The organism is Serratia marcescens subsp. marcescens ATCC 13880 (genome assembly GCF_017299535.1).
GTDB lineage: Bacteria > Pseudomonadota > Gammaproteobacteria > Enterobacterales > Enterobacteriaceae > Serratia > Serratia marcescens.
This window is the reverse complement of the sequence record NZ_CP071238.1, coordinates 577,845-601,165: the sequence shown is the minus strand read 5'-3', so window position 1 is coordinate 601,165 and position 23,321 is coordinate 577,845. Positions and strand designations below refer to the sequence as shown.

The window sequence follows — 23,321 nt, the reverse complement described above, 5'->3', positions numbered from 1 at the left end:
TTTTTATTGTGTTGCCAAATTGCTACAACTATGCTTGTATCGTTCATATATTGACCGCCAACATTCTCCAGTTGAACGATAAAGGGAGGAACACGAATCATGCACAGCACCGCATCCGATGCCTTTATCAACAGTTGTTTGGCGACCATTACGCACCTGATCCCGGTGTCCGCCGGGGTGTTTTATCTGGTCGATCGCGACCTGCGGCCGGATCACTACATCCTGCACGGCATGCCCGATAAAACGCATCAGCAGTACCTGAACCACTTCCAGCAGATAGACCCGCTGCAGCCGGCCAATTTCCATCGCCAGGACATCACCATGGTCGGCATGAGCCCGGCGGCGATCGCCGGCAACCGCCGCTATTACCACGACTTTATGCTGCCGAACGACATGCGCGACATGACGGAGATCTTCATCCGCCAGCGCAAGCGCATCGTCGCCGGGGTATCGCTGATCCGCGATACGCCGTTTACCGAAGCGGAGCGCGGCCGACTGCGCGCGGTGCTGCCGCTGATCGAGCTGGCGACGCGCGATCTGCTGCCCGACAGCGAGGCGCAGCTGCTGACCGCCAAAGAGCAAGAGATCGTCAACCTGGTGCGCGAAGGTGCCAGCAATAAGCGCATCGCCCTGAAGCTGGGCATTTCGCTGTCCACGGTGAAAACCCATATGCGCAATATTTTCGCCAAAACCGACGTGGTGAACCGCACTGAACTGGTCGCCGGCGGTTTTCTCGCCCACGGTTAACGCCCGATAGCGGCCGCCGCTGCCGACGGCCGGAAAATAACGCCAGAACGTATTCGCCATTTATGGCGCGGCTTCCCCCTGCCCGCAATCGGGCCGAGCGGGATATTTCATCGTCACTTAACGCTTGGGGAATAAGGTTTATGTCCAGTGATTCGGTTTCCGCGCCCGCCGTCGGCGCGGCGCTCCCCTGCCCGCCGCGGCTGCTGACCGCCATTATCGTCTTCGCCGCCATCGCGCCGGGCATTCTGATGACCGCCCCCGCCGTGGCCGCCCAGCTCGCCGCGCAGTGGCAGCTCGGTCCGGCGCAGATTGGCCACCTGTTCTCCACCGAACTCGGCGCCATGAGCCTGGCCACGCTGCCGGCGTGGTGGTGGATCGGGCGCATCAACTGGCGGCGGGTCGCTACGCTGTCGGCGCTGGTGTTTATCGCCGGCAACCTGGCTTCGGCGCTGGTGCAGGATTTCACCCTGCTGCTGCCACTGCGCTTTATCGCCTCGCTGGCGGGCGGCACCCTGATGATCCTGTGCATCACCTGCGCCGCCGGCACCGCCAATCCCAGCCGCGTCTATGCCTTCTGGGTGCTCGGCCAGCTGGTGCTGGGCGCGGTCGGGCTGCTGGTGCTGCCGCCGCTATTCGCGCACTTCGGCCTGATGGCGGTCTACCTGATTTTGGCGGCCATCATGCTGTGCTGCCTGCCGCTCATCCCGGCGTTCCCCAACGGTTTCACCGCCGCCCGCGCCGCCCGCAGCGGCCCCGCCGCCTCGCTGGCGCGCAAGCTGTGCGCCGTGCTGGCGGTGCTGACCTTTTACATTAGCCTGAGCGCGGTCTGGACCTTTATCGGCGGCATCGCCGCCGGCGCCGGGCTGTCGCCGGCTCACAGTGGTCAGGTGCTGGCCGTCGCCACCTTGCTCGGCATCGTCGGCGCCGGCGCCGCGGCGCTGATCGGCGCGCGCTTCGGCGGCGGGCGCCTGATCGTGCTGGGGTACGCCCTGCTGCTGGCCAGCGTGGCGCTGCTGACGGGCCAACCCTTGCTGCTGCGCTTCGCCCTGGCCGCCCTGCTGTTCAAATTCACCTGGACCTTCGTGCTGCCGTTCATTCTGGCGCGGGTCGCCGGGCTGGATAACGACGGCAAGCTGATGAACGGCATCAACCTGGTGATCGGCGGCGGCATGGCCATCGGCCCGACGCTGGCCGGCTCTCTGATCGAATCTTCCGGCGGTTTCAACGCCTTGCTGCTCGGCGCGCTGGGCTGCGCGCTGCTGTCGCTGCTGTTGATTTCGCTGGCTTCACCGCGCGCACCGCGCCGTATAACAGGAGGAGAAAGGTGAAAAGAACAACCGGTTTCTTGTTTGATGAACGCTGTTTCTGGCACAGCACCGGCCTGCACGCCACCACCCTGCCGGTCGGCGGCTGGGTGCAACCGCCCTCAGGCGCCGGCCATGCCGAATCGCCGGAAACCAAACGGCGCATGAAGAACCTGATGGACGTATCCGGCCTGTCGCGCCGGCTCACCCTGCTGAGCGCCGAACCGGCGACGGAAGAAGACCTGCTGCGCATCCACCCCGCCCACTACCTGCAGCGCTTCAAACAGGTGAGCGACAGCGGCGGCGGCCTGCTGGGGGAGGAAGCGCCGCTGGGGCCGGGCAGCTATGAAATCGCCAAACTCTCTGCCGGGCTGGCCTGCGCGGCGGTGGAGGCGGTGCTGCAGGGCGAACTGGATAATGCCTATGCGCTGTCGCGCCCGCCGGGCCACCACTGCCTGCCGGATCAATCGATGGGCTTCTGCTTCCTGGCCAATATTCCCATCGCCATCGAGCGCGCCAAGGCCCGTTACGGCCTCGGAAAAGTGGCGGTGCTCGACTGGGACGTGCACCACGGCAACGGCACCCAGCACATCTATTGGCAGCGCGGCGACGTGCTGACGCTGTCGCTGCATCAGGACGGCTGCTTCCCGGCGGGCTATTCCGGCGAGCAGGATCGCGGTGAAGGCGACGGGGCGGGCTGCAACGTTAACGTGCCGATGCTGGCCGGCGCCGGCGACGACGGCTACCTGCACGCCATGCGGCGCATCATCATCCCGGCGCTGGAAAAATTCGAGCCGGAGCTGATCATCGTCGCCTGCGGCTACGACGCCAACGCCCTCGATCCGCTGGCGCGCATGCAGCTGCACAGCGACAGCTTCCGCGCCATGACCGCGCTGGTGCAGGACGCCGCCGACCGGCTGTGCGGCGGCAAGCTGGTGATGGTGCACGAAGGCGGCTACGCCGAATCCTACGTGCCGTTCTGCGGGCTGGCGGTAATGGAACAGCTGAGCGGCGTGCGCACGGAAGTGCAGGATCCGCTGCTGGCGTTCATCCAGCAGCAGCAGCCGCGCGACGCCTTCAACCGCTTCCAGCGCGAAGCGCTCGACGAACTGGCGCGCCAGTTCGACCTGTAATCCCCTCTCTGCGGGCGCCGCATCCGGCGCCCCTGACAAGCTCGCCGCCAGCCGCTACGCTGAAGGGCAACCCTACCACCATGAGAACAATAACATGTCCGAACAAACCGTCAGCTTTATCAAAGGCCGTCACGGCGACATCGCCGTGCACGACTGGGGAAACGACAAGCCGCGCTATCTGGCGCTGCTGATACACGGCTACGGCGAGCACCTCGGCCGCTATCAATACGTGGCGCGCACGCTGCAGGCGCAGGGCGCGCGGGTGTTCGGCCCCGACCATCTCGGCCACGGCCTGTCGCAGGGCGAGCGCGTGCTGATCGAAGATTATGACGCCGTGGTCGACGACGTGCAGCGCGTGGTCAGCCATTTCCGGCAGCAATACCCCACCTTGCCGCTGGTGGCGATCGGCCACTCGATGGGCGGCATGATCGCCACCCGCTACGTGCAGCGCCATGGCGAGGAAGTGCGCGCGCTGGTGCTGTCCGGCCCGCTGCTCGGCGACAGAACGGCGATCTCCGATCTGGCCGAACTGCCGACGATCCCCGACGCGCCGCTGGATACCGCCACCCTGGCGCGCGATCCGGCGGTCGGCGCAGCGTATCAGGAAGATCCGCTGGTGTGGCACGGGCCGTTCAAGCGCCCCACCCTGCGCGCCATGCAGCGGATCCTCGCCGCCATCAACGCCGGGCCGGGCTTCGGCGCGCTGCCCACGCTGTGGATCCACGGCGACGACGATCGGCTGGTGCTGATGAGCGAAACGCAAACCGCGCTCGATCGTCTGCGCGGCGACGATTTCGAACGGATGATCAATGCGGGCGGGCGGCACGAGAGCTTTAACGAAACCAATAAGGATCAAATCCTCAAGCGGGTGACCGATTTTATTACGCGGGCGTTAGGCTAAGGCGCTCCCCCTCGGCATTCAGCCTGCTGAGGGGGGCATGACGGCGTCAGCCCTCGACGATGGCGAGGTAGTGTTTGACGAAGCGATCCGAGGTGATGTCCCAACGCACCGGAGTGCCCTTCTCGACGAACCAGGAGTCGCCGGCCTGATACTGCACCGATTCGCCGGTGCGTTCGTTGGTCAGGGTCGCGCTACCTTCCCACACCGTGGCGTGCTCGGCGAACGGATACTCCATCACGAAGCTGCCGCGGGTGCAGCTGAACACGCCGCAGTTCAGGTTGTCGGTCGGTTCGCCGAAGATGCTGGCCACGCCGACGTTTGGCGTGCCAGCGATCACCGTGGCGCCCAGGTTGCTGACGCTGCCGATCTCCAGCAGTTCCGGCAGTGGTTGTTTAAGCAGTAACGGTTTCATGTCATTCTCCTCTGAGGGTTAACGGCGGCCTTTCCAGTAGCCGGATGTCTGGTGCCAAACCTTACCGGCGGTGGTCATCACCCGCCGCAGCTTGTCCTTGCCGAAGATGTTGACGTGCGGGATCGAGCTCATCAGATCGTACCGATCGGATCCTTCGCTCATGCCCTCCGCCAGCACCTTGCACACGATGTGGCTCGGCGTCACGCCGAAGCCGGAGTAGCCCTGCACGTAAAACACATTGTCGCGATCCGGCAGCGTGCCGATCTGCGGGAACAGGTTCGCGCTGCAGCACAGCGGGCCGCCCCAGGCCAGATCGATCTTCACGTCTTTCAGGTACGGGAACACCTTCAGCATCAGGTTGCGGTTCCAGGCCTTGAGATCCGACGGGAAATATTCGATCAGGCGGGTGGCGCTGCCGAACAGCAGCCGGTTTTCGTTGGTCACCCGGTAATAGTCGATCACCGGGCGGATGTCGCTGTAAGCGCCGCGGATCGGACTGATCTGGCGGATCAGATCGTCAGACAGCGGCTCGGTGGCCAGCTGGAAGGCGTAGGTATTGATGGTCTTGCGGTAGATCTGCGGCTCCATGCCGTTGAGAAAGCCGTTGCAGGCCCACAACATCTTGTTGGCGCGCACCGAGCCCATGGCGGTGCGCACCGTGATGCGCGGGCCATACTCCACGTCGAGCACGCTGCTGTTCTCGAAAATTTTCACCCCGTAGCCGCTCAGCGCCTTAGCCTCGCCCAGCAACAGGTTGAGCGAATGCACGTGGCCGCCGCCCATGTGTTTCAGCGCGCAGGTGTAGGCGTCGGAGCCCACCACCTGCTTCACCTCCGCCCCGGTGTAGAGCTCAATCTCCTCCTGCGGCGCTACCGCCTTGAACTCCTTCAGCCAGCCGCGCAGGGTCTTCTCCTGGCGCGCGTTGCTGCCGAGATAGCCGTAGCCGAAGCAGAAGTCGGCGTCGATGTCATATTTCTTGATGCGCTCGCGGATAATGCCAGCGCCGAGATTGCTGATTTTGAAGATGGTTTCCAGCCCGGCCGGGCCGACGTGGCGCTTGATCTTCTCCAGATCGTGGCCGATGCCGGCCATCACCTGGCCGCCGTTGCGCCCGGTGCCGCCGTAACCCAGATAGCGGCCTTCGAGAATGGCGATGTTGGTGATGCCCTTCTCCGCCAGCTCCAGCGCGGTGTTGATGCCGGAGAAGCCGCCGCCGATGATCACCACGTCGACGTCCAGATCCTCTTCCAGCGTCGGGAAGCGCAGATCGTATTTTTTGGTCGCCGCGTAGTAGGTTAAGGACTCGATTTCGTTGTTCACTGCCGCACTCCCGATTGCCTATGCCATGACATCGGATTATCGGGAGCAGTGGGATCGTTCGCTATGTCCCCTTAGGGACATTCGCTACAAAAAATTAACATTCACGCGCTGCGTCGCTGCGGGACGGTCAGCAGCAGGCTGAACAGTTCGGCCTGCGAACCGATGTTCAGCTTGCCGTAGATGTTCTTGCGGTGGTTTTTTACCGTGCCGAGGCTGATGAACAGCCGGTCGGCAATCTGCTGCGAACTGCAGCCGGCGAGGATCAGATCGACAATCTCGCGCTCGCGCGGCGTCAGCAGATAACGCGCCTGCGCGCCGTCGCTGTTCACCGTCGCGGCCTCGGCCGGCGCCGCCACCACCTCACCGTGCAGCCGCGCCACGCTTTTCACCAGCGTCAACGCGCTGCGCAGATCCGCCCGTTGCGGGTAGCGCACCGCCACCGTGCGGCGCGCCGAGCCGAAGAACACCCCCAGCCCGCGCTCCGGCGTCAGCTGCAGCAGCACGCCGGCCTCGTCGTGCCAGCCGGTCTTGCGATAAAAATTGCGGTAATAGTCGCTGTGATAAAACCCGCAGGGCGCCAGCTGGCGCAGCGTGAGCACCTCACCTTCGCCGCCGTCGCTCAGTGCGCGGTAAAACGGATCCTGCAGGTAGGCGCCCTGTTGGTAGAGCTGGTTGACCGCATCGCTGTTTTCCCGCTCGGTTTTGATCAGGCAATGCGGCGGCCGACCGCGTTCGAAGGCATAGACGATGGCGTTGTCGAAGGCGAAGAACCCTTCCAGCCAATTCAACAGGCTGGGATAAAAGCGCGGGCTGGCCACCGCATCGATCACCGCAGACAAGCGTTCAACCTGAATTTCCATACCCGCCTCGCCATTATTAATACATTAACAATCTACCGATTCCGGATGGGGTTGGCCGCATGGCGGCCGGTACTGTTAAAAAAAGCATCCGCAGCGCCGAAATGCAAGAACGCGATCGTTTACATGTTAAACAACTCACAGGTTGCCGCGGCGGGGAAAGCGGTGGCCGCTCCGCGCCCGCTGGCTTATGCTGTGGCATCGCGATCTGCAACGCCGTCAAGGAGACCTCATGTCCGTCAGCCACATCATCGCCAACCGCCAGACCTGGTTCGGCCACGGCAGCATCCAACAGCTGTCGCCGCTGCTGCTTGCCGATCCGCAGCCGACGCTGCTGTTCAGCTGCCGATCTTTTCTCAACGGCCCGGTGTACGCCGGCCTGCGCGAATCGCTGGCGCCGCTGTTCATCGGCACCGAGATCGTCAGCCACGAGGCGTCGCCGCAGGAAATCGACGCCTGGGTGGCGCGCTGGCGCGGACAGGTGCGGCGCGTGGTGGCCATCGGCGGCGGCAGCGTGCTGGACGCCGCCAAGGCGTTCTCCGCGCTGGTGGAGCATCCGCTGCCGACGCTGCGCTATATGGAAAAGGTGGGCGACAGCAAAATCAGCGGCGCCACCCTGCCGCTGATCGCTATTCCCACCACCGCCGGTACCGGCAGCGAGGTGACGCAGAACGCGGTGATCACCGATACCCAGATCAGCAAGGTGAAAGCTTCGCTGCGCCATAACAACTTCGTGCCGCACACTGCCATTCTCGATCCGCAGCTGCTGGCGGGCGCCCCGGACAAGGTGCTGGCCTACTGCGCCATCGACGCCTTCACCCACCTGTTCGAGGCCTATCTGTCGAAAACCGCCGGCGCCATGACGCGCGACATGTCGCTGAGCGGCATCCGCCACTTCCTCGCCGCCTGGCCGGCGCTCAACCGCAGCGACGCGGCGCGCGAGGCGATCATGCAGGCTTCCTACCTCGGCGGGCTGACGCTGAGCGCCGCCGGGCTGGGGGTCATTCACGGCATCGCCGGCGAGATCGGCGCACTGCGCGACTACCACCACGGGCAGGTCTGCGGCCGCCTGCTCCTGCCGTTCCTCGCCCTGTTGGAAAACAGCGAACAGCCGCAGCAACGCGCGCTGATGGCCGAGCTGGCCGCGCGCCTGTACCCGCACTGGCAGGGCAGCCCGGAGAGCTACCTGACCGACTTCATCACCCGCCACGCCATCGCGCCGTTCTGGCAGGACGATTTGCCGATTTCCGGCCAGGAGCTGGCGGTGGCGCTGGAGAAATCCAACAGCAAGAATTCCTGGATTGATTATGCACCGGCGCAGCGGCAACGGATGATCGAAGAGGCGTTTCGCGTCGAATGATTATATAATCAGATCAACGCACTAGCAGGAGTTAAGGAAATGGGCATCATCGGCTGGATCTTTGCCGGCATCGCGGTCGGCATCCTGGTCGGCGCGCTGATCAGAATCTTCGGCAAGAAGAAAGAACAGTAAGCGTCACGCTGTTCCGTGGGCCGCCAGCAGGCACTCATGGAACAGCTTCACCACCCGCTGCGGCACCGGCGAGCGGCGCAGCACGCTGGAGTATTCGCAGTGATAGCGGAATAGCGCCGGTTTGATCGCCCGCATCATATTCTGCGCCACGAAAAACGCCGCGTAGTGATCAGGCAAAAAGCCGACGTATTTGCCGGACAGAATTAACGTCGCTATCGACTCCTGCGCAAACCCCGTCGCCTTGCGATGCAAATGTTGCTGCAGGCTCAGTTCCATATTCGGCGAATGATAGCCTAATCCGGCGAAGGCATAATTGTGCAGCAGATCCCAATTTAATGTTTCATGGGGGCCGGAAAATAATTCATGCTGCGCGCCGCAATATAAGAACATCCTCTCACTGAATAACGAATGATAAGATAAACTTTCCGCGCTGCGGTGCATGGGAATAACGCCAACCTGAAATTGCCCGTCAATGACGCCGCGTTCAATGGTATTAATCGGCTCCACGTACATTTGCAAAGAAACCTCCGGCGCGCGCTCGCTGAATAATGCGATGGCCCGGCCGATCTGCGCCTGCGGATTGCTGACCGTATGGTCGAATATCGCCACGTGCAGCTGCCCGCCCATGCGCTGGTGCACCTCGTCCACCCCGCGCCGGAACGCCTCGGTGGCCGCCAGCAGGTTGACGGTTTCCTGGTAGATAATCAGCCCCTCGTCGGTGACCGCAAAGCCCTCGCGCCCGCGCTGGCACAGCGTCAGGCCCAGCCGCTGCTCCAGATCCTTGATGTGCTTGCTGATGGTCGACAGGCTGATGTTCAGCTCCAGTTCGGCGGCGCTCATGCCGCCGCAGTCGACCACGGCCTTGAATACCCGCAGCAAACGCAGATCCATATCCGACAATTGTCCTAACAGCGCGCGCTTTTTTACTTGCATAAAACCTTAAGTAAGTTTCGACATATGATTATTCACAGTAGAGAACAAGCGGTACATAGTCAATTTCGCACAACAATTCGTTAACAACTCAGTTTATTTCATTAATCGCTCTTATTTTCCTGTTCGGAGGAAAACATGGCCGCTGAAAATCACCCGCTAAATAACCTCGATGCCGCAGGATTAGAGGCCCATTGGATGCCTTTTACCGGCAACCGCAATTTTAAAGCGCAGCCGCGCATCATTACTCAAGCCGCGGGGGCGTATTACACCAGCCACGACGGCAGAAAGATTTTCGACGGCCTGTCCGGATTGTGGTGCTGCGGATTGGGGCACGGCCGGCAGGAAATCACCGACGCCGCCCAGCGCCAGCTGGCGACGCTGGATTACTCGCCGGCGTTTCAGTTCGGCCACCCGCTGTCGTTCGAGCTAGCCAACCAGATCAAAGCGATGACGCCGGCGGGGCTGGATTACGTGTTCTTCACCGGCTCCGGCTCGGAAGCGGCGGACACCTCGCTGAAAATGGCGCGCGCTTACTGGCGCGCCAAAGGTCAGGCGGGCAAAACCTGCTTTATCGGCCGGGAAAAGGGCTACCACGGCGTTAACTTCGGCGGTATCTCGGTCGGCGGCATCGCCGGCAACCGCAAGGCGTTCGGCGCCGGCGCCGAGGCGGATCACCTGCCGCACACCCTGCTGGCCGGCAACGCCTTTTCGCGCGGCATGCCGCAACAGGGGGCGGAGCTGGCGGAAGAGCTCAACCGCATCATCGCGCTGCGCGACGCCTCGACGATCGCCGCGGTGATCGTCGAACCGTTCTCCGGCTCCGCCGGCGTGATTGTGCCGCCGGTCGGCTATCTGCAGCGCCTGCGCGAGATCTGCACCCAGCATGACATTCTGCTGATCTTCGACGAAGTGATCACCGCCTTCGGCCGCTGCGGCGCGATGACCGGCGCCGAGGCGTTCGGCGTCACGCCGGACATCATGAACATCGCCAAACAGGTGACCAACGGCGCGCAGCCGATGGGCGCGGTGGTGGTGCGGCCGGAGATCTACCACACCTTCATGAACGGCGGCGAGCCGGACTACCAGCTCGAATTCCCGCACGGCTACACCTACTCCGCCCATCCGGTCAGCTGCGCTGTCGCGCTGGCGACGCTGGACATCCTGCAGCGCGAACAGATGGTGGAGCGCGTACAGGCGCTGGCGCCCTATTTCGAACGCGCGGTGCACAGCCTGCAAGGAGCCAAACACGTCGCCGACATTCGCAATATCGGCCTGGCGGCCGGCATCACTCTGGCGGCGCGGCCCGGCGAACCGGCGCGGCGCCCCTTCGAGGCGGCGATGCGCTGCTGGGAAAGCGGATTTTACGTGCGCTACGGCGGCGACACCCTGCAGCTGGCGCCGCCGTTCATCAGCAGCGAGGCGCAGATCGATGCGCTGATCAACGCCGTCGGCGACGCCCTCAACGCCACCGAATAAGGAGAGAATCATGACCATCACCCATTGGATCAACGGCGAGCCCGCCGCCGGGGGCGAACGCAGCCAGCCGGTTTACGACCCGGCCACCGGCCAATCGGCGCAGGAGGTGCAGCTGGCCGACCGCGCCACGGTGGAGCGCGCCATCGCCGCCGCCGAACAGGCCTATCCCGCCTGGCGCGATACCCCGCCGCTGAAACGCGCGCGCATCATGATGAAGCTCAAGGATCTGCTGGAGCAACATGCCGACGCCGTCTGCCAATTGATCACCGCCGAGCACGGCAAAGTGCTCAGCGACGCCCTGGGCGAACTGCAGCGCGGCATCGAGAATATCGAATACGCCGGCTATGTGCCGGAACTGCTGAAAGGCGAACACAGCAAAGAGGCCGGCCCGGGCATCGACAGCTGGAGCGAGTTTCAGCCGCTGGGAGTGGTGGCGGGCATCACCCCGTTCAACTTCCCGGCGATGGTGCCGCTGTGGATGTGGCCAATGGCGGTCGCCTGCGGCAATACCTTCGTGCTGAAGCCTTCCGAGCGCGTGCCTTCCGCCGCGCTGTATATCGCGCGGCTGGCGGCGGAGGCCGGGCTGCCACCGGGGGTGCTCAACGTGGTCAACGGCGACCGCGAAGCGGTGGAGACGCTGCTGCATGACGGGCGCGTCAAAGCGATAAGCTTCGTCGGTTCGACGCCGGTGGCGGAGCACATCTATCACACCGGCTGCGGCCAGAACAAACGGGTGCAGGCGCTGGGCGGCGCCAAAAACCACGCGGTGGTGCTGCCGGACGCCGATATCCCCGGCGCGGTCGGCGCGCTGATGGGCGCGGCCTTCGGTTCCTGCGGCCAGCGCTGCATGGCCATCCCGCTGGTGGTGGCGGTGGGCGACGGCACCGCCGACGCGCTGATCGCCGGGCTGCGGCAACAAATGGCCGCCATGCGCGTCGGCCCCGGCAGCGACAACCGCAACGACATGGGGCCGCTGGTGACCCAGCAGCATTATCAGAAGGTGAAAGGCTATATCGAGCAGGGCGTGGCCGAAGGCGCCGAGCTGCTGGTGGACGGCCGCGAACTGAGCGTGATCGGCGCCGACGGCCGCCCCAGCCAGGGGTATTTCCTCGGCCCGACGCTGTTCGATCGCGTGACGCCCGGCATGCGCATCTATCAGGAGGAGATCTTCGGCCCGGTGCTCGGCGTGGTGCGCGCGGCCTCGCTGCCGGAGGCGATGGCCTTGATCGACGCCCACGAATACGGCAACGGCACCTGCCTGTTCACCCGCGACGGCGAAGCGGCGCGTTACTTCTCCAGCCGCATTCAGGTCGGCATGGTGGGTATCAACGTGGCGCTGCCTGTGCCGGTGGCCTACCACTCGTTCGGCGGCTGGAAGCGCTCGCTGTTTGGCGATCTGCACGCCTACGGCCCGGACGCCGTCAGGTTCTACACCAAACGCAAGACCGTGACCCAGCGCTGGCCGGCCTCCGGCGACGCCCGGCTCGCCAGCTTCAGCTTCCCGTCGGGGCAGGGGTAATCCCAGAATAACGAAAAGTCCTTTCCGGGGAAGTTCACTTCCCCGGTATTTCCACGCGCTCCATTTCATCTTTACGCAGGACAACAGAGTCGCCCTTCTGGCGGCAACAACAATTCACCCAAGCGTTAATGGAGTAGTTCCCAATGAAAGAGTCCGCCCCTGAACACACCTTCAAAGGCAATCTCAGCGTCCTCGACGTGGTGATGATCACCGCGTCCGGCGTGACGCCGGCCAGTTCGATCTTCGTCATCGCGCCGCTGGCGATCGCCAACGCCGGCAGCGGCGCCTTTCTGTCGTTTCTGATCGCCGCCTGCGTCGCCGCCGCCATCGCGCTGTGCTATGCCGAGCTCGGCGCCGCACACCCCAGCGCCGGCGGCGAATACAGCATCATCAAGCGCCTGTTCGGCACCCTATGCGGGTTGCAGACCTACCTGTTTATCCTCAGCGCCTCGCTGTTCGTGCCGGCGGTGCTGGCCACCGGCGCAGTGCCCTACCTGAATACCGCGCTGGGCACCCAATTCGACGCCTCGACCGCCGGCATGCTCACCGTGCTGGTCGGCGGTATCTGCGCCATTTTCAACATCAAGGCCAACGCCCTGCTGACCGGCGCCTTTCTGGTGGTGGAAGTGGCGGTGCTGGCGCTGATCGCCTGGCTCGGCTTCAGCCACCCGCATCAAAGCGCGGAGATCCTCACCGCGCCGGTGATGCTGGACGCGCAAGGCAGCCTGGCGCCGGTATCGCTGCCGCTGATCGTCGCCATGGTCGGGGTCGCGTTGTTCTCCTACAACGGCTACGGCGCGGCGGTGTACATGGCGGAAGACATGCGCGAACAGGGCAGGCCGATGGCGATCGCGATCATGCTGACGCTGGCCATCGTGGTGCTGGTGGAGCTGGTGCCGTTCACCGCCCTGCTGATCGGCTCGCCGTCGCTGACGGAGATGGCCAAACAGGCCGATCCGGTCGGCTATGTGGTCACCGAGCTCGGCGGCCCGACGCTGGCGCGGGTGGTGAGCGGCGCGATTTATCTGTCGGTGTTCAACGCCATCATCGCCATCGTGGCGCAGTTCAGCCGCATGATGTTCGCCAGCGGACGCGACGGCTTCTGGCTGCCGGCGTTCAACCGGGCGCTGAAAATCATCCATCCGCGCTTCGGCACCCCCTGGATCGCCACCCTGCTGTTCGGCGTGCCCTCGGCGCTGCTGGCGTTTTGCTCCGACCTCGAATCGCTGACCTCGTTCACCGTGATCCTGCTGCTGCTGGTGTACATCATCATGGCGGTCGCGGCGCTGATCAGCCGCCGTCGCCGCCACTTCCCCCACCCGTATCTGATGCCGCTGTGGCCGCTGCCGGTGGTGGCGGCGCTGCTGTGCTGCCTGTACGTACTGTGGACGATTTTGATCGCCAGCAGCCTGAAAGACTTTATCATCATTGCCGGCATCATCGGCTTCGGGCTGGCGCTGAACCATCTGCGCGGCCGCCAGACGGCGCCCCTCGCCGCCCCCTCAATAGAAGGAGAATAACCATGACGCAGCGCGCTCAGGATCTGGGCATCATCATCGGCCAGGGCACGCCCGGCCCGCTGAACGCCATCACCGACGTGCCCGGCGTGCGCGTCGGCCATGCCAGCCTGCATGCCGATTTGGCGGACGGGCGCAGCGTGCGCACCGGCGTGACGGTGATCGAACCGCGCCCCGGCTCCGCCCGCCACGCGCCCTGCTTCGCCGGCGTGCACGTGCTGAACGGCAACGGCGACGCCACCGGCCTGGAATGGGTGCGCGAAGCGGGCCTGCTGACCAGCCCAATCGCCTTCACCAATACCCATAGCGTGGGGGTAGTGCGCGATGCGCTGATCGCGCTGGAACGTGAAGCGCTGCCCGCGAGCGACAACGCGGTGTACTGGAATATGCCGGTGGTGATGGAAACCTTCGATGGCCTGCTCAACGACATCAACGGCTTTCACGTCAAAGCCGAACACGTGCGCGAAGCGCAGCAGGCGGCCCGGAGCGGCTTGCCGCAGGAAGGCGCGGTCGGCGGCGGCAGCGGCATGATCTGCCATGAATTCAAAGGCGGCAGCGGCACCGCATCGCGCCGCTTGCCCGCCGATCAGGGCGGCTGGACGGTGGGCGCCATCGTGCAGGCCAACCACGGCAAGCGCGAGTCGCTGTTGGTGGGCGGCTACCCGGTGGGCCGCCACCTGGGGCATCTCCCCTCGCCGTTCACGCCGCAGTTGCCGCATCCCGGCATGGGCTCCATCGTGGTGGCGCTGGCGACCGACGCGCCGCTGCTGCCGCACCAGTGCGCGCGGCTGGCGCAGCGCGCCAGCATCGGCATCGCCCGCACCGGCGGCGGCACCGAGGATTCGAGCGGCGACATTTTCATCGCCTTCGCCACCGGCAACGACGGCCTGCCGCCCGCCGACTACGCCAATAAAGGCGATTTCACCACGCCGCTGCGCATGGTGAACAACGACTACATTTCGGCGCTGTTCGCCGCGGCGGCGGAAGCGGTGGAAGAAGCGATCGTCAATGCGTTGCTGGCGGCCAATACCGTCAGCGGTAACGGCCATCGGGCGGAAGGGTTGAGCGCCGAACAGCTGGTGACGGCGCTGGAGAAAGCCGGCTGGCGGCGGTAAAAAAACACAGGGCGCGGGGGTTAACCGCGCCCTGATTATCAAGATTCGCCGCCCGGCTTGGGCGTCGGGTAGTCGTAATCCAGCCGCAACGGTTCGGCGTAGACGCTGTTCCACAGCTGTTGGTACAGCTGGTCCAACCGCCCGCTCATTGCCGCGCTGTGCAGCACCAGCTCCAGATTGCGCGAGTTGTCAAGATAGCCACCGGTCCAGTTGCTGGTGCCCACCCAGGCGATCTCATCATCAATGGTCATCAGCTTGCTGTGGATCACCCGGGCAAACGGGATGAAGCCGCTGCTGGCCGGCGGAATGGTCACCACCTTGATCTGCACGTTCGGCACCAGCGCCAGGCTCTTCAGCCAGGCGATATCCGGCTTTTTGGTGTTCCAGTTGGCCACCATCAGCTCGATCTGCACGCCGCGCGCCGCCGCGCTGCGCAGCGCGTTGTCGATCACCGCGTAGAAGGGGCGACTGCGTTCCGGGCCGAACGACAGCGGCGCGTAGTCCATCACCTGCACCCGCACCCGCCGTTTGGCGTCGGCCAGCAGGCGCGGCAGCTCGGCCTGTGAGTCGATCACCCCTGCCGGATTGTAGGCGCGCGGGCTGGCCACCAGATAGTTGCCCTGCGGGGGCGCGGTCGGCGGCGAGTCGGGCAGCGCCGGCACCGGCTTATCCTGCGCCAGCAGCGCCTGCGCCCGCCAGTCCTGTTCGAAGATCGCCTGGATCTGCCCCACCACCCTGGCGTCGCTGATGCGCAGCCCGGTTTCGTGAATGTGTTCCAGCGCGCGCCAGTCGAAGTTCTGGCTGCCGACGAACGCCTGCTCGCCGTCCACCAGCAGATACTTGGCGTGCAGGATGCCGCCGCTCAGCTTCTGATAAGGAATGATGCGCAGCTCCAGATTGGGGATCGCCTTCAGCTGTTCCAGCGTTTCGGCGGTAGAAATGCGAAGGCCCTTCTCTTCGACCAAAAAGCGGATTTTCACCCCGCGCTCGCCGGCCGCCTTCAGGTGCTGCAGCACGCCGTCCAACAGCGAACCGTCCTGATTCGCTACGTAGAACTGCCCCAGGTCGATGCGGGTTTTCGCCGCGTCGAACATCTCGCGCCACACCTCGGCGGTGTTGCGCAGGTCGTCGGCCTGCAGCGCGGTTTCCACCGGCGCGGTGTACACCAGCTCGTAACCGGGAATCGCAAAACGCGCCGCAGCGCTCTGGCTCAACATCAACAAACAACCGCTCCACAATGCCGTATAAAGGCGGCCTCTCGGCCGCCGTGCTGGATGGCCATTAGGCATAGCGCGGCGCTCCGCTGTCAACCCATTGTTCGCCGCTGCCGCTCTCCGGGCGGCTGGCCGGTTGACCGGCGCGGATCAGCAGCACCTTCAGCAGTTCGTTGATGCGCTCCATGCGGCTCTGCAGGAAGTTGTTGGCCACCAGGCACAGCAGCGCGATGGCGATGCCCAGCCCGGTGGCGTACAGCGCGGTGCCCATGCCGGCCGACACCAGACTCGGCTCGGACACCCCCGAGGCGGCCAGCGCCTTGAAGGTTTCGATGATCCCCATCACCGTACCCAGCAGCCCCAGCAACGGCGCGGCGGTGACCACGGTTTCCAGCAGCCACAGGCCGCGCGCCATCGGCGGCTTGCTCAGCAGGTACTGGGCGTCGATCAGATCGCCGATCGCCTCGCGGTCGCCGGCGCGGTGCTTCTGCGCCAATACCGGCGCGATCACCGCCATCGGCAGGCTGTTGCGCTGGGTCAGCGCGTCGGGCAAATCGGCGGCGCGGCGCACCTCCGGCGTCAGCGCCTGCTCCAGCCGGCGCGCCTGGCGCTGGGTATAGGCGAAGTACAGCGTGCGTTCGATGATGATCACCAGCGCAATCGCCAGCGCGGCGTACATCACGTAGAAAATAATGTCGTGCAACAGATTGGCGTCCATACAGGTTTCCTCTTCCCCGCCGCACGGCAGGCAGCGGGGTATTCAGTTAAAAGGTGGCTTCCAGCGAGACGCTGAAGGTGCGTTCTTCGCCGACGTTGTAATACGGCGTGCTGGCCTTCACACCGCCGTAGGGCGCCGCGTTGAAGGTGGTGGTGCGCACCGAGGTCAGGTATTCCTTGTCAAACAGGTTGCTGATGCCAAAGCGCAGCGCGGCGCTTTTGACGATTTTCTTGTCCACCGGCAGATGCACCCCCGCCGCCAGATCGAACACCGTGCGGCCGCCGATCTTCTCGTCGTTGGTCAGATCGCCGTAGAACGCGCTGACGTACTTGCCGCTGACGCTGCCGTAATACAGCCCGTCGTCATAACCCAACGTCATGTTCAGCAGGTTTTTCGGCACGTTCGGCACTTCTTTGCCGGAGGTCGGCAGCGGCTGCCCGCCATTGCTGACGATGTCGCTCTTCTGCTTCGATTGGGTATAGGTATAAGAGGTGTAGTAGTTGAAGTTATGCGGCAGTTGGCCGCTCCACTCCAGCTCCAGCCCTTTGTTCTCCACGTTGCCGATGTTCATCATCTCGTAGTCGCCGGCCGCGTTGGTGGTGGAGATTTGGCGATCGCTGTAGCGCATGTAGAACAGCGTGGCGCTCAGCAGCATGTCCTCTTGCTGGAAACGCCAGCCCAGCTCGTGGTTCCAGCTCAGTTCCGGCTTGGTGCTGAGCGAGTCGCCGACGTTGTACAGCACGTAGTTTGGCGGCGTGCGCATGTTGCGCGTCAGGTTGTAGAACACCTGGTTTTCCTGGTTCACCTTATAGCTGGCGCTGAAGTTCGGCAGGAATTCGTGATAGGTGGCTTTGCGCTTCTCCGGCACGTTGTACAGGCTGCCGCGGTTGTCCCCTTTGCGCTCCACATACTGATAGGCCAGGCCGCCGACGAAGGTCCAGTCCGGCGTGGCGAACCAGGTGTCCTGCAGCCACACTTTCTGCGCCGGGGTGATGGTGTACTGGTTGCGTCCCTGCACGGTGTTGCCGTTGGCGTCCTTCACCTGATCGGAACCGCCAGGTTTCCCCCAAATCTGTGACGGGTTGCCGTCGCCCTTGATGCTGATGAACGGCTGAGTCTGCAACTGGCGCGCGCGCTCGTACCAATAACCGACGTCCAGGCTGTGCTGCTCGTTGATGTCCCACTTCAGCTTGGTGGTGATGCCCGGCCGCCAGGTTTGGGTCCACGACGGGCGGTAATAGGTGTTGGACTGCAGGTTGCTGAGGTCATACTGCCCGGCTCTGTCTGACGTGCTGGACAATACCGACGCCGTCTGGCCGTTGAAACTGCCGCCGTTGCCCCAGTAGTAATAGGGCTGCAGAGTCAGCGACAGGTTGTCGCGCAGCTGCAGTTTCTGGGTGAACGACAGCGTAAAGTTCTCGAACGGGTTGCGTTCAATCTTGTAATACTTGTTCAACTGCCCTTTGCTGTTGTACTCCGGCGAGGTGACATAATCGGTGTCACGACCGTCGTTTTGGAACTGCGCCTTGCTCAGGGTGTTGTAGTTGGTGTTGTTCTGGCGGTTGTACTTCATCACCAGATTGCTGCTGTTGCCGTTGCCGTCTTCATACAGCGAGTTCATCTCGAACTTGTCGGAGTACAGCCGCCCCTCGCCGCGCCATTTCTTCGCCTCGGTGTGCGAATAGGAGAGCCAGTTGCTGAAGCCGTTGTACTCGCCGGTTTCCAGGCGGGCGAAGGTTTTGCTCAGGCTGTTGCTGCCCAGCGTCTGCTTGACGAAACCGCCGAAGTCTTTCGCCGGGCGGCGCGTCACCAGGCCGATGTTGCCGCCGCTGGAGCCGATGTGCGGGCCGTCCGCTTCGGAAGACCCCTGGGTGACGAACACCTCTTCCAGGTTCTCCGCATCGCCGAGCAGGTTCGGGTAGACCGCGTAGTTGCCGGAGTCATTGATCGGGATGCCGTCCATCGACAGGCCGATCTGATCCGAGTTCATGCCGCGCATGGTGTAGTCCACGCCGCTCAGGCCGCTGGCGTCGTTGCTGTTGACGTTCAGGCCCGGCGTGTATTTCAGTTTATCGATGGCGTTGGCCGCCGACGGCATTTTGTCCATCGCTTCTTTGGTGACGGTGGAGCGCGCCTTGGCGCTGTCATCCTGCACCATCATGCCGCCGCCGAGCGACTGCCCCTTGACGCTGATGGTGCCGACATCGGTGGCGTCGGCCGCCAGCGCGGCGCCCGGCAGCATCACCGCCAGATAGATCCCAGAACGATTAAACGATTTCATTGTGTGCATCCCATAAAAATCAAACGATTAACCCTTGCGCTAAGGCGCCTGATAATTGAACGTCGCGGTAAATCTTTTGGTTGTTTGCCCGGCGAACGCCTCGCTCGGGAACGGCTTCACTGAACTGATGCTTTGCAGGCTGCTCATCGCCGCGCGATTCAGCAGCATGCTGGCGGCTTTGTTGGCGATGCCGGAAGAGAGCACCCGCCCGCTGCGATCGACCTCCAACCACACCTCGACGTTGCCCTGCGGGCGCTCGAGCGAGGCCTGCCGCCCGCTCGGGTAGCGCTTGCGCTGTTCCAACTCACGGCGCAAGGCCAGCAGGTAGCCGTTTTCTATCGCCTGCGCGTTCACCTTCGGCGCCGCGGGAGCGGCCGGTGCGGGCTGCGCCGCCGGTTTGCTGGCCAGCGCGCGCGGTACGGCGGGCGCCGGCGTCGGTTTGGGTTTCTCTACCGGTTTGGCTTTCTCTTTCACCGGTTTGGGTTTGGGCTTCGGCTGTGGCTTCGGCACCGGCTTGGCTTCCACGATCGGTTCCGGCGCCGGCACCACCGGTTCGGGGATCGGCTCCGGCTCGGGCGGCGGCGGTTCGGGCTGAGGTTCCGGCGGTGTTTCCGGTTGGGGTTCCGGCGCCGGTTCAGGTTCCACCAGCGCCAGTTCAATGGCGGTTTCGTCGTAGCGCGGCTGGATCTTCAGCGCCGCCTGTTGGCTGGCGAACAGCAGGCAACCGGCGACAATCAGCGCCGGCAACCAGCTGAAAAGATGACGTGAGCGATAGAGCAGATACATGTCACAGCTTCCGTGTCGCGATGGAGACGGAGAAGAAGCCGCCCTGGCGCAGGTTGTCCATGACCGCCACCAGCCGCTCGACCGCCACGCCTTTATCGCTGTTGACGATGATGGTGGTGGTCTGGTTGGCCTGCTGCTGTTGTTTCAGCGTGTTGACCAACGCGTCGAGCGCGATCGGCTGGCCATCCAGCTGCAGCTGTTCGTCGGCCCCCAGCGTGATGATCGCTTTCTTCTGCGGTTTCAGCTGTTGCGCGCTGCCGGCGGACGGCAACTGCGTTTTCAGCCCGAGCGCCGGGATGACGTTCAGGCTGATCAAGACGAAAAACACCAATAAAAACATCATCACGTCGATCATCGGGATCAGTTCGATGTGCGCTTTGTTCTTTTTCGGTTCGTTCCAGTTACGCATGACACTCCCTCCAAAAGCGAAGCAGCCAATATAGGAGGGGTTTGTTTACCTTTTGTTACGCTTGTGTGATCTTATTTTCACAGTACGGATTTTTTGCGAGAATTTTTTCAATGGCAGGCGATAAGGGAGTAGATATAACTTATTAATTAGCGATAGTTTTTATTGGAATAATTGCGATGGGGTATTTCAGAGAGCCAAAGCCAGAGAGGATAATGTGAGAATAGTGACAGCCCATACGGTCACTACAACAAGACCTCAAGCCCGTGCTTACGTACGATCGAAAGCAGCTTGAGCGACACGCCGCCGGGCCGTTTCACCCCCGTCTCCCACTTCTGTATGGTCGACACGCTGGTATTCAGATAACGGGCAAAAACCGGTTGGCTTAAACGTAAATGCTCACGCAAGGCTTTGATCTCTTGGGGCTGCAACATCTCGACCGGAGCAAGGCAAGACTCGTCGAAACTGCGTAGGGTTTCCAGAGAAATGGCGCCAGTACGATGCAATCCTTCAGCCGCGCTGTGAATCGCCTCAAAGGCCGGACTCCGAAACGTTTTTTCCTTCTTCATGGCAAATCTCCATCCATTCGTTCTTTACGACCAAGGATTGGAGCATTTCGTCGCTCAACGCGCCAAAATGCACCGCCAACTTGCGAAAAGCTTGCAATTCCGCCCCAGAGATATTGGCCTGGACCTGCTTGGCAAACAAAAAAACATACACCCAATGCCGACCGTTTTTCGCTAATACCAACGCACGGTCGCGATTATGATTAAGACGTTTTTTAAATACACCACCGCCTAAATCCACAGCCAAACCCCGTTGTACATCGTGTACCGCCCGACATAATGCCTTATCGGTAATGCCGTGCGCCTGAGCCTTCTTGCTAAACCAACGAGTTTTAAATGTACGCATTGCAATGACTCCCCCATAAAACATAGCACTGAGTGAAACACTTTTCCAGAGCATTCCTTCTCGCCAGCATCACCTCAAACGTCGATGATGGCCACCATGGGAAACCCGATTTGCATGATGGCGCGCATCATGACTTCTTTCTGTGCAACGCTGAGGGCATCATTGCGAACGCACACGCAACAACATGTTTTACAAGCACAAAAAAAGACGCCCGCAGGCGTCTTCTTGGCATTGTCACTGAGCCCGAGGCGATCAGTTCACTTTCACCGGCATACCGGAACGGGCCTTGATCGCCGCGTCCACTTCGCTCTGGTTGACGCCGGCGTCCATCAGCACTTTGCCGACCGGCGCGGAGATGGTCAACGGCACCGGATCTTTCGATTGCAGCTGCTCTTCGTTGGCCGACAGCGGGTTGTGCACTTCCACGTAGCGCGAGCCGTCCGGTTCGACGGAGGCTTTCATCGGTTCGTTGATGAACTGCACGCGGGTGCCGACCGGCACGTTTTCGAACAGATACTTGATGTCGTCGGCGCGCAGACGCACGCAGCCGTGGCTCACGCGCAGGCCGATGCCGAAGTTGGCGTTGGTGCCGTGGATGGCATACAGGCGGCCGACATACAGCGCATACAGCCCCATCGGGTTGTCCGGGCCGGCCGGGAACACCGCAGGCAGGATCTCGCCGTCAGCCGCGTATTCGGCGCGCATCTTGGCGGTCGGCGTCCAGGTCGGGCCGTCTTTCTTGCGCTGCACGGTGGTGGTCCAGTTCAGCGGGGTGTCTTTACCCAGCTGGCCGATGCCGATCGGCAGCACCACCACGGTGTTGGAGCCTTTCGGGTAATAGTACAGACGCATTTCGGCGCTGTTGATGATGATGCCTTCACGCGGCGCGTCCGGCAGGATCAGCTGCTGCGGGATAGTCAGGGTGCTGCCGGCCTTCGGCAGGAACGGATCCACGCCCGGGTTGGCCTCCAGCATGTTGCTCAGCCCCATCTGATACTGGGCGGCGAAGCTCTCCAGCGGCAGTTTGCTGTCTTCCGGTACGGTGATTTGGATATTCTCGCCCACCAAACGGCTGTCTTTTGGCGGCAGCGGGTAAACGACGGCGAAGGCAGCCTGGCTGAATGCAACCAGTGCCGTAAACAGGGTTAATAACGCGCGAATGCTCATTTTCATCTTCGTGTTGGTCAAGGCCACTGGCGATTAGGGATATCGGTTTCTACGGCCACTTCGCCCCGATGAGTTTCAGCCGGCAGCCACTCGCTGCGGCCTGAAAAACAGGGGGATTGGACCGGATGCGCATTATATGTGCACATCAATCAAAGTGTGAACCATTACCGATGTAATATCGCAATTTTTTGTAACCTGACGCGCCACGAAGGCGATTTTTTGCGAGAACCGCCGCCTAGCTGGCGGCGGCCAACGCTTCCACCCGCCGTATCGGGATCAGGTATTCACAGCGGATCGCCGCGCCGCCGAGCGGGCAACTGCCCTCCTGCGCCGGGTAGAAACGCTCGATATCCTGCCCCGGCCGGCGGATGGCGTTCATCTGCGGCATGGCGGTGTCATACAGCCGGACAATAAAGTTTTGTAACCCCTCCGCCTGTCCCTGGTAGGTGAAACGGGCATACTCGCCCTGCTCGATAGTCACCCGCTCTCCCGGCGCCCCTTCGTCCGGCAGAGCGGCGGTGTAGGCCATGCGCGGGCTGCCCCGGCGGCGCCGGTCAACTTCCAGACTGGTAAGGCCGTATACTACCTCCGGCAGCGCCTGCGGCTGCAGCAACTGCCGCCAGGCGTGGCGGCGCAGCTCACACTTGGAGGCCGCCAGTTGCCCCAGGGTAAAACTGCGGCGCTGGGTATGGCCCACCAACTGCATGGCGGGCAGCGTCACGATATCGGCCTGCGGCAATGGCGCTTCGGTCAGGCGCAGCGGCGGCTGCAGGCCATAGCTCGACCAATCCTGGCTGCGACGATAGCTGGCCGGCGGCAGACCGAACTGCTTGCGGAAGCAACGGGTGAAGGTCTGCTGCGAATCGAACTGGTAAGTATCGGCGATGCAGGCCACGCTGGTGCCGGTCAGGCGCAGTTCACGCGCGGCGGCGGTCAGCCTTCTGCGGCGCGCGTAGGTGCCGAGAATATGGCCGGTATGCTGCTTGAACATCCGCTGCAAATGCCATTTGGAGTAGCCGGACTTGGCGGCGATGTCGTCCAGCGTCAGCGGCTGATCCAGGCTCTGCTCGATCCAGGCCAGCAGCTGTTCAATCACCTGTTGCTGGTGCAT

Annotated in this window: 22 protein-coding genes; 9 read left to right on the top strand and 13 right to left on the bottom strand. The window is 63.0% G+C overall.

What is annotated here, in order from left to right:
* Positions 1–99: 99 nt before the first annotated feature.
* From J0F90_RS02785 to J0F90_RS02770, 4 genes are all read left to right on the top strand, one after another.
* The gene (locus tag J0F90_RS02785; RefSeq protein WP_033638804.1) at positions 100–747 is read left to right on the top strand and encodes a helix-turn-helix transcriptional regulator; all 648 of its coding nucleotides are present in this window, start codon (positions 100–102) and stop codon (positions 745–747) included.
* 140 nt (positions 748–887) lie between these two features.
* A complete protein-coding gene (locus tag J0F90_RS02780; RefSeq protein ID WP_025305177.1) occupies positions 888–2,075 on the top strand; it encodes an MFS transporter in 1,188 nt (395 codons plus the stop codon).
* Complete coding sequence (locus tag J0F90_RS02775; protein WP_033638805.1) at positions 2,072–3,184, top strand: class II histone deacetylase; 1,113 nt, start codon at positions 2,072–2,074, stop codon at positions 3,182–3,184. Before J0F90_RS02780 ends, J0F90_RS02775 begins: the two co-directional genes overlap by 4 nt.
* Before the next feature lie 94 nt (positions 3,185–3,278).
* A complete protein-coding gene (locus tag J0F90_RS02770; RefSeq protein ID WP_033638806.1) occupies positions 3,279–4,085 on the top strand; it encodes an alpha/beta hydrolase in 807 nt (268 codons plus the stop codon).
* Between the two features lie 46 nt (positions 4,086–4,131).
* Here the strand turns inward: J0F90_RS02770 and J0F90_RS02765 are convergent, their stop codons facing one another.
* From J0F90_RS02765 to J0F90_RS02755, 3 genes are all read right to left on the bottom strand, one after another.
* Entirely contained in the window at positions 4,132–4,497 is a 366-nt protein-coding gene (locus J0F90_RS02765) for a cupin domain-containing protein (RefSeq protein ID WP_015376517.1), read from the bottom strand.
* Positions 4,498–4,515: 18 nt separating this feature from the next.
* Entirely contained in the window at positions 4,516–5,817 is a 1,302-nt protein-coding gene (locus J0F90_RS02760) for an NAD(P)/FAD-dependent oxidoreductase (protein WP_033638807.1), read from the bottom strand.
* A 101-nt stretch (positions 5,818–5,918) separates the two neighbouring features.
* Entirely contained in the window at positions 5,919–6,677 is a 759-nt protein-coding gene (locus J0F90_RS02755; protein ID WP_033638808.1) for a helix-turn-helix transcriptional regulator, read from the bottom strand.
* Between the two features lie 229 nt (positions 6,678–6,906).
* Between J0F90_RS02755 and J0F90_RS02750 the strand changes: the two genes are divergently transcribed.
* Complete coding sequence (locus J0F90_RS02750; protein ID WP_033638809.1) at positions 6,907–8,034, top strand: iron-containing alcohol dehydrogenase; 1,128 nt, start codon at positions 6,907–6,909, stop codon at positions 8,032–8,034.
* Between the two features lie 135 nt (positions 8,035–8,169).
* Here the strand turns inward: J0F90_RS02750 and J0F90_RS02745 are convergent, their stop codons facing one another.
* Positions 8,170–9,099, bottom strand: a complete 930-nt coding sequence (locus J0F90_RS02745) for a LysR family transcriptional regulator (protein WP_016929209.1) — start codon at positions 9,097–9,099, stop codon at positions 8,170–8,172.
* A gap of 135 nt (positions 9,100–9,234) precedes the next feature.
* On the opposite strand from J0F90_RS02745, the gene aptA reads away from it, so the two are divergent.
* The 4 genes from aptA to J0F90_RS02725 all read left to right on the top strand — a co-directional run bounded on the left by aptA (position 9,235) and on the right by J0F90_RS02725 (position 14,726).
* Positions 9,235–10,575, top strand: a complete 1,341-nt coding sequence (gene aptA / locus J0F90_RS02740; protein ID WP_033638810.1) for an omega-aminotransferase AptA — start codon at positions 9,235–9,237, stop codon at positions 10,573–10,575.
* 10 nt (positions 10,576–10,585) lie between these two features.
* On the top strand, positions 10,586–12,094 hold the full coding sequence (locus tag J0F90_RS02735; RefSeq protein WP_033638811.1) for a CoA-acylating methylmalonate-semialdehyde dehydrogenase: 1,509 nt from the start codon (positions 10,586–10,588) through the stop codon (positions 12,092–12,094).
* Positions 12,095–12,237: 143 nt separating this feature from the next.
* Positions 12,238–13,614 carry an APC family permease gene (locus tag J0F90_RS02730; protein WP_033638812.1) on the top strand — a complete coding sequence of 459 codons (1,377 nt, stop codon included), beginning with the start codon at positions 12,238–12,240 and terminating at the stop codon, positions 13,612–13,614.
* 2 nt (positions 13,615–13,616) lie between these two features.
* Positions 13,617–14,726, top strand: coding sequence for a DmpA family aminopeptidase (locus J0F90_RS02725; RefSeq protein WP_033638813.1), 1,110 nt, complete (start codon positions 13,617–13,619; stop codon positions 14,724–14,726).
* Positions 14,727–14,764: 38 nt separating this feature from the next.
* Here J0F90_RS02725 and J0F90_RS02720 read toward each other — a convergent pair whose 3' ends face one another.
* From J0F90_RS02720 to J0F90_RS02680, 9 genes are all read right to left on the bottom strand, one after another.
* Complete coding sequence (locus tag J0F90_RS02720) at positions 14,765–16,015, bottom strand: phospholipase D-like domain-containing protein (RefSeq protein WP_033638814.1); 1,251 nt, start codon at positions 16,013–16,015, stop codon at positions 14,765–14,767.
* Complete coding sequence (locus tag J0F90_RS02715) at positions 16,008–16,658, bottom strand: MotA/TolQ/ExbB proton channel family protein (protein WP_016929215.1); 651 nt, start codon at positions 16,656–16,658, stop codon at positions 16,008–16,010. Before J0F90_RS02715 ends, J0F90_RS02720 begins: the two co-directional genes overlap by 8 nt.
* A gap of 46 nt (positions 16,659–16,704) precedes the next feature.
* Complete coding sequence (locus J0F90_RS02710; protein ID WP_016929216.1) at positions 16,705–18,939, bottom strand: TonB-dependent receptor family protein; 2,235 nt, start codon at positions 18,937–18,939, stop codon at positions 16,705–16,707.
* Between the two features lie 39 nt (positions 18,940–18,978).
* Entirely contained in the window at positions 18,979–19,725 is a 747-nt protein-coding gene (locus tag J0F90_RS02705; protein WP_033638815.1) for an energy transducer TonB family protein, read from the bottom strand.
* 1 nt (position 19,726) lies between these two features.
* Positions 19,727–20,134, bottom strand: coding sequence for an ExbD/TolR family protein (locus J0F90_RS02700; protein WP_004933244.1), 408 nt, complete (start codon positions 20,132–20,134; stop codon positions 19,727–19,729).
* A 242-nt stretch (positions 20,135–20,376) separates the two neighbouring features.
* On the bottom strand, positions 20,377–20,700 hold the full coding sequence (locus J0F90_RS02695; RefSeq protein WP_033638818.1) for a helix-turn-helix domain-containing protein: 324 nt from the start codon (positions 20,698–20,700) through the stop codon (positions 20,377–20,379).
* Positions 20,663–21,043, bottom strand: coding sequence for a type II toxin-antitoxin system RelE/ParE family toxin (locus tag J0F90_RS02690; RefSeq protein ID WP_033641319.1), 381 nt, complete (start codon positions 21,041–21,043; stop codon positions 20,663–20,665). Before J0F90_RS02690 ends, J0F90_RS02695 begins: the two co-directional genes overlap by 38 nt.
* 252 nt (positions 21,044–21,295) lie before the next feature.
* Positions 21,296–22,216 (bottom strand): L,D-transpeptidase family protein, encoded by a 921-nt coding sequence (locus tag J0F90_RS02685; RefSeq protein ID WP_033638819.1) that lies wholly within the window; start codon positions 22,214–22,216, stop codon positions 21,296–21,298.
* A 229-nt stretch (positions 22,217–22,445) separates the two neighbouring features.
* Positions 22,446–23,321: a helix-turn-helix domain-containing protein gene (locus J0F90_RS02680; protein ID WP_033638820.1), complete on the bottom strand. Its 876-nt coding sequence runs from the start codon at positions 23,319–23,321 to the stop codon at positions 22,446–22,448.

Coding starts and splice junctions, on each gene's coding strand:
- J0F90_RS02785 (WP_033638804.1), top strand. CDS start 100: ATGCACAGCACCGCATCCGATGCCTTTATCAACAGTTGTTTGGCGACC.
- J0F90_RS02780 (WP_025305177.1), top strand. CDS start 888: ATGTCCAGTGATTCGGTTTCCGCGCCCGCCGTCGGCGCGGCGCTCCCC.
- J0F90_RS02770 (WP_033638806.1), top strand. CDS start 3,279: ATGTCCGAACAAACCGTCAGCTTTATCAAAGGCCGTCACGGCGACATC.
- J0F90_RS02765 (WP_015376517.1), bottom strand. CDS start 4,497: ATGAAACCGTTACTGCTTAAACAACCACTGCCGGAACTGCTGGAGATC.
- J0F90_RS02755 (WP_033638808.1), bottom strand. CDS start 6,677: ATGGAAATTCAGGTTGAACGCTTGTCTGCGGTGATCGATGCGGTGGCC.
- J0F90_RS02750 (WP_033638809.1), top strand. CDS start 6,907: ATGTCCGTCAGCCACATCATCGCCAACCGCCAGACCTGGTTCGGCCAC.
- J0F90_RS02745 (WP_016929209.1), bottom strand. CDS start 9,099: ATGCAAGTAAAAAAGCGCGCGCTGTTAGGACAATTGTCGGATATGGAT.
- aptA (WP_033638810.1), top strand. CDS start 9,235: ATGGCCGCTGAAAATCACCCGCTAAATAACCTCGATGCCGCAGGATTA.
- J0F90_RS02735 (WP_033638811.1), top strand. CDS start 10,586: ATGACCATCACCCATTGGATCAACGGCGAGCCCGCCGCCGGGGGCGAA.
- J0F90_RS02730 (WP_033638812.1), top strand. CDS start 12,238: ATGAAAGAGTCCGCCCCTGAACACACCTTCAAAGGCAATCTCAGCGTC.
- J0F90_RS02725 (WP_033638813.1), top strand. CDS start 13,617: ATGACGCAGCGCGCTCAGGATCTGGGCATCATCATCGGCCAGGGCACG.
- J0F90_RS02720 (WP_033638814.1), bottom strand. CDS start 16,015: ATGCCTAATGGCCATCCAGCACGGCGGCCGAGAGGCCGCCTTTATACG.
- J0F90_RS02715 (WP_016929215.1), bottom strand. CDS start 16,658: ATGGACGCCAATCTGTTGCACGACATTATTTTCTACGTGATGTACGCC.
- J0F90_RS02710 (WP_016929216.1), bottom strand. CDS start 18,939: ATGAAATCGTTTAATCGTTCTGGGATCTATCTGGCGGTGATGCTGCCG.
- J0F90_RS02705 (WP_033638815.1), bottom strand. CDS start 19,725: ATGTATCTGCTCTATCGCTCACGTCATCTTTTCAGCTGGTTGCCGGCG.
- J0F90_RS02700 (WP_004933244.1), bottom strand. CDS start 20,134: ATGCGTAACTGGAACGAACCGAAAAAGAACAAAGCGCACATCGAACTG.
- J0F90_RS02695 (WP_033638818.1), bottom strand. CDS start 20,700: ATGAAGAAGGAAAAAACGTTTCGGAGTCCGGCCTTTGAGGCGATTCAC.
- J0F90_RS02690 (WP_033641319.1), bottom strand. CDS start 21,043: ATGCGTACATTTAAAACTCGTTGGTTTAGCAAGAAGGCTCAGGCGCAC.
- J0F90_RS02685 (WP_033638819.1), bottom strand. CDS start 22,216: ATGAAAATGAGCATTCGCGCGTTATTAACCCTGTTTACGGCACTGGTT.
- J0F90_RS02680 (WP_033638820.1), bottom strand. CDS start 23,321: ATGCACCAGCAACAGGTGATTGAACAGCTGCTGGCCTGGATCGAGCAG.